General features: G+C 63.0%; 2 protein-coding genes. One reads left to right on the top strand and one right to left on the bottom strand.

The window, feature by feature from the left end; all coding sequences use genetic code 11:
* The coding region (locus tag ADADOO_RS03910; RefSeq protein ID WP_511275187.1) for an EAL domain-containing protein at positions 1-4,575 on the bottom strand (4,575 nt) is incomplete at its 3' end.
* Positions 4,576-4,830: 255 nt separating this feature from the next.
* Between ADADOO_RS03910 and ADADOO_RS03905 the strand changes: the two genes are divergently transcribed.
* Positions 4,831-5,234 (top strand): hydrogenase small subunit (locus tag ADADOO_RS03905; protein WP_511275186.1); only part of this gene is annotated, 404 nt, incomplete at its 3' end.

The following is a 5,234-nucleotide window of genomic DNA, read 5'->3' as shown; positions in this document are numbered from 1 at the left end:
CGCCGCCGGCATCGGGTGGGCGATGCCGAAGCCTTGCGCCAGGTCGCAGCCGAGGAGCAGGAGGACGAGGCCGTGTTCGACGGTTTCCACCCCTTCGGCGATGACTTGCCGGCGGAAAGCCTGGGTCAGCCCGATGACGCCTTCGACGATGGCCAGATCGTCGGCGTCGTCGAGCATGTTGCGGATGAAGGACTGGTCGATCTTGAGCACGTCGGCCGGTAGTTGGCGGAAGTAGGTCAGCGACGAGTAGCCGGTGCCGAAATCGTCGAGGGCAAAGCTGACGCCGAGGCGCCGGCATTCGGCGAATAGCTCGGCGATGTGGGCCATGTCTTCGAGGGCGGCGGTTTCGAGCACTTCGAGCTCGATCAGGCCGGGGGCGAGATTGGGGTGAGCGGCGAGCAGTTCGCCGAGGCGCCGGGAAAAGCCTTCGTGCTGGAGGTGCTTGCCCGAAATATTGATGCTGACCGGCAGGTCCATGCCCTGTTCATGCCATTCGTCCAGCAGGCGGAGGGCTTCCCGGATGACCCAGTCGCCGACTTCGATATCGAGTTCGCTGTCCTGGATGATGGGCAGAAAGCATCCGGGCAGGAGCAAGCCTTCCTCCGGATGTTGCCAGCGGATCAGTGCTTCGGCGCCGGTGACGCGGCCCTGGCGCATGTTCACCTTGGGCTGGAAGTAGAGCTCGAATTCGCCGCGGGCCAGACCTTGCCGGATGCGCAGGAGTTCCTCGCGGCGAAGGCGGGTGCGCCGGTCGTTTTCCGGGTCGAACAGGTGATGGCGATTGCGCCCGCCCTGCTTGGCGGCGTACATCGCCTGGTCGGCATGGCGGAGCAGGGTGTCGGCGTCGGCGCCATCGTGCGGGTAGAGGGTAACGCCGATGCTCGCCGAAATCGTGACGCTGTGCTCGGAGACATGGAAGGGCTGGGTCAGCGCGCTGATGATGCGGCTCACCGCATAGTCGCATTCGTGCAGGTCGGCTAGGTTGGAAAGGAGCAGCACGAACTCGTCGCCGCCCAGGCGTGACACGGTGTCACCGGCGCGGACACAGGCCTTCAGTCGCTGGGCGACTTCGATGAGCAGGAAATCGCCGGCCGAATGGCCGAACTGGTCGTTGATCGGCTTGAAATTGTCGAGATCGAGGTAGCAGATGGCCAGCATCTTGCCGCTCCGCTCGGTTTGCGCCATGGCCAGCTGGAGGCGGTCGCTGAGCAGCATGCGATTGGGCAGCTGGGTCAGCGCGTCGTAATGGGCGAGATGTTCGAGGCGTTGCTGGTGCTGCTTGATGACCGTGATGTCGGAGAAAATGGCGACGAAGTTGGCGATTTCGCCATTCCGGTTACGGACGGTGGAGATGGTCAGCAGCTCGACGAATATTTCACCGGATTTTTTGCGATTCCAGATTTCACCGCGCCAAAAGCCGTCTTCGCCGATCTTTTTCCACATTTCAGCGTAAAAGGCGGGATCGTGGTGTCCCGACTTGAGCAAATCCGGGGTTTGGCCGATGGCTTCATCGCGGGCATAGCCGGTCAGCTCGCTGAAGGTTGAATTGACTTCGACGATGCGCCCTTTCGGGTCGGTGATCATGATCCCTTCGTGGGCATTGTCGAAAACGCTGGCGGCGAGTTGCTGCCGCTCTTCGGCTATCAGCCGTTCGCTGATGTCCTGCGACGTACTGATCAGCGCCGGACGGCCATTCCAGTAGCCGTGCGTGATCCGCATTTCAATCATGGTCTGCTCGCCGTTGGCGTGCAGGATGGGCAGCGGGCAACTGAAGCGCCGACCGGCAAGAACGTCGGCCAGGTTGTCGTTGGCGATTTTTTGCAGATTTTTCGGGTGGACCGTGGCAATCAGCTGGCCGATCAGGGCCTCCGCCGGGTAGCCGAGCCCTTCGCTAACGGCGCGGTTGGTGTGCAGGATACGGCCGTCCTCGTCGAGGATGAAAATGAAATCCTTCAAGGCATCGAACAAACCGCTCAGATTCTGTTGCAGGCGGCGAGCTTCTTCTTGCGCGTCGAGTTCGAGCAAGGTTTGGCTGAAGCGCGTGCCGAGTTTCTCCAGTGAGCGCAGCGTCGAAGCGAGCACGCCGGCGGCCCGCCGGCTGCCCAGCGTGATGCAGGCGACCGGTTGCTCGGCCAGCATGATGGGCAGGGTGGCCAGACAGCCCAGACCTTCGCTGCGGATCGCGTCGCTGTCGAGAATGCTGGCGTCGGCGCAGTGGTCGCTTGGTTCCTGACAGTTGCAAATTGACCCGCCGGTCAGGGCGAAGCGGGCAAACGGGCTGCCGACGTCGAGCCGGGCGACTTTGGCGACAAAGTCGCTGGAAACGCCAACGTGGGCGATCAACCGGTAACTGCCATCGGGCTCTCGCCAGTGAAGGCAACCGGCATCGAGGTCGGGAAAACGCAGGGTCGCCTGCAGCAGGACTTGAAATACGGCATCGCGTGGCAGTCCAGCCGCCAGTGCTTGCGCCAGGTCGTGCTCGATTTCGAGGCGTAGTTCGGTGTTCTTGCGCTCGGTGATGTCGACGGCGGAAGCGATGACGGCCGGGCGTCCGAAGTAGCGCGAGCGATGCAGCCGGATTTCGACCGGAAAGACCCGGCCGCCGCTATTGCGAGCGAGGATTTCAAAAGTTTGCGGGGTGCCGGCCAGGGCGCTGACGATGTGTTGATCGATGGTCGGCACATCGGTCAGCCCCGGCTGGGTGAACGCCGCATGGCTGAGGCCGATCAACTGTTTGCGCGGTACCCCGGAGATCTCCTCGGCGCCGGCGTTGACGTCGAGGAAAGTGCCATCCTCGGCCTGGATGAACAAGGCTTCGCTGACGCTGTTGAAAATCCCGCGGAAGGTTTCCAGACTTTTGTCCAGCTCATGCGAGCGGCGTTGGTGAGCAATGAGCAGGGCGGCTAACTGGCAGGCCTGCGTCAGGCAGCCCAGGTCCTCGTTGCGCGGTTGACTCGGCAGCCGGTGATAGGCGGCGAAAGTGCCGAGCAACAGGCCGTCTGGCCCAATGATCGGGTCTGACCAGCAGGCGGCAATTTCACTCTGCCGGGCGAGCTCGTGATAGGCCGCACACTGCGGCTCGGCAAACACGTTTTCGACGATGACCCGTTGTCTGCGTGCCGCTGCGGTGCCGCAGGAACTGATCCCTTCGCCGATCGGCATGCCGTCGATCGCGGCACTGTAGGCCGCCGGCAGGCTGGGCGCGGCGCCGACGCGGAGGTGCTGTCCGGCTTCGTCGCTGAGCATGATCGAGCAGCGCCAGTTCGGCATCTCGGCTTCGACCGAGCGGACGAGCAAGTCGAGGGCGCGGGGCAGGGTTTCTCCGCTGATTATCCCAGCCAGTGCGGCATTGCGCAGGCGCGTCGCTTCTTCGGCGCGCCGGCGCCCGGAGATGTCGCGGGCAAAGCCGACGGTGCCGAGCAGGGTACCGTCAGCGCTGACCACCGGGGCCTTGAAGGTCTCGTGCCAGACCGTCTGGTCCTTGATGACGATGGGTTCGACGACCACCTTGTTTTGTCGCGTGGCCATCACTTCAGCGTCGTCGGCGCGGAAATGCTCGGCCATGTCGGGGGGCCAGAAATCGAGATCGGTCTTGCCGACGATGACGCTGGCGTTCGGTTGGCTGACCGCTTCGGCAAAACTGCGGTTGGTGGTCAGGAAGCGCGATTCGGTGTCCTTGAGCCAGACCAGGAAGGGGAAGTTGTCGAGCAGGGCGCGCTGGTAGCGTTCGTTGCGGGCCGTTTCTTCAAGAGCTCGCTGGCGCGAACGTTGCAGCGATTGTTGCTCGCTCAGTGGGCTATCTATCTGGCCGAGGTTGAGCGGGCTGATCAGCGTATGTTCGGAGAGCAGGCCGATCAGCCCGCCCTGGTCGTCTACCACGGCCAGGTGGCGGATGTCGCGTTCGATCATCTGCTGCGCCGCTTCGGCCAACGGACGGTCGGCCCGGATGCAAATGGCCGGCTGGGTCATGATCGCGCCCAGGCTGGGGTTGTTCCGGGTGTCGAGGAAGAAGCGAACGATGTCGTGTTCGGTGACGATGCCGAGCGGCCGCCGGCCATCGACGACGAAGACGCAACTGACACGAACGGCCTCCATGGCGAGTAACGCATCTTCGAGGTGGGCGTCGGCCGGCAGCCGGGGGAAGGTGCGTTCCATCAGCGTCTCGGCGCTGTTCAGTTGCAGGAAAAAATCGGGGCCGAGATGTTTGCGAAAATCCGATTCATTGACCACGCCGAGCGGCAATCCCGCCTCGTCAGTGACCACGATGCGGCGAATACCCTGCTTGGCGGCCTCCCGGTAGACCTGCAGGAAGGGCATCCCGGCCGGCACGCTGTGTACCGGGCTGGTCATGGTGTCGCGCGCGGTTTGCTCGGGCGGGCGGTGCTGGCGCATGACGCGCACGATGTCGCGCTCGGTAATGATGCCGAGCGCCTTTCCCTGATCGACAACGATGACCGACGAGATATTCGAGGTCAGCATGCGTGCAGCTACCTCGCGCAGGCTTATGCCGGGTTCGACGCGATCACTTTGGGTGGATATCAGCTCGACGATCCGGGTCGCGCGTTTTCTTTTCATCCTCCGATTCTAGAACGATTCCTTGCCATTGCGGCTTGATGGGAGTCAATCGAACGGGCGACCCGGTGGTGGAAACCAGGTTTCCACCATGGATCGATGCTGATCATCGGCTTGCCCTTGGCGGCTTCCGCCGAGGCCAACCCGGACGTTCGAAATGCCTTGATTCCCGGCGATAAATCGAAGATTGCCGGGGTGTGGCACATGCTTTGCGTAATAGCTCCCCACTTGGCAACAAAACCAACGGGGGACTTACCAGTGACCGAGACCTTTTATGAAGTGCTGCGCCGCCAGGGCATTACCCGGCGCAGCTTTCTCAAATTCTGCAGCCTGACGGCGACATCGCTTGGCCTCGGCAGCGCCGCTGCACCGCGCATCGCGCAGGCGCTGGAAACCAAGGCGCGGACGCCGGTGATCTGGCTGCACGGTCTGGAATGCACCTGCTGCTCTGAATCCTTCATCCGCTCGGCGCACCCGCTGACCAAGGATGTCGTGCTCTCGATGCTCTCCCTCGACTACGACGACACGCTGATGGCGGCCGCCGGCCACCAGGCCGAGGCGATCATCGAAGAGGTCAAGAAGAAGTACAAGGGCAACTACATCGTCGCCGTCGAAGGCAATCCGCCGCTCAACGAAGACGGCATGTTCTGCATCCACGGCGG

It is taken from the genome of Azonexus sp., assembly GCF_036170495.1.
In the GTDB taxonomy this organism is placed as follows: Bacteria; Pseudomonadota; Gammaproteobacteria; order Burkholderiales; family Rhodocyclaceae; genus Azonexus.
This window is presented reverse-complemented; position numbering and strand designations above follow the sequence as displayed.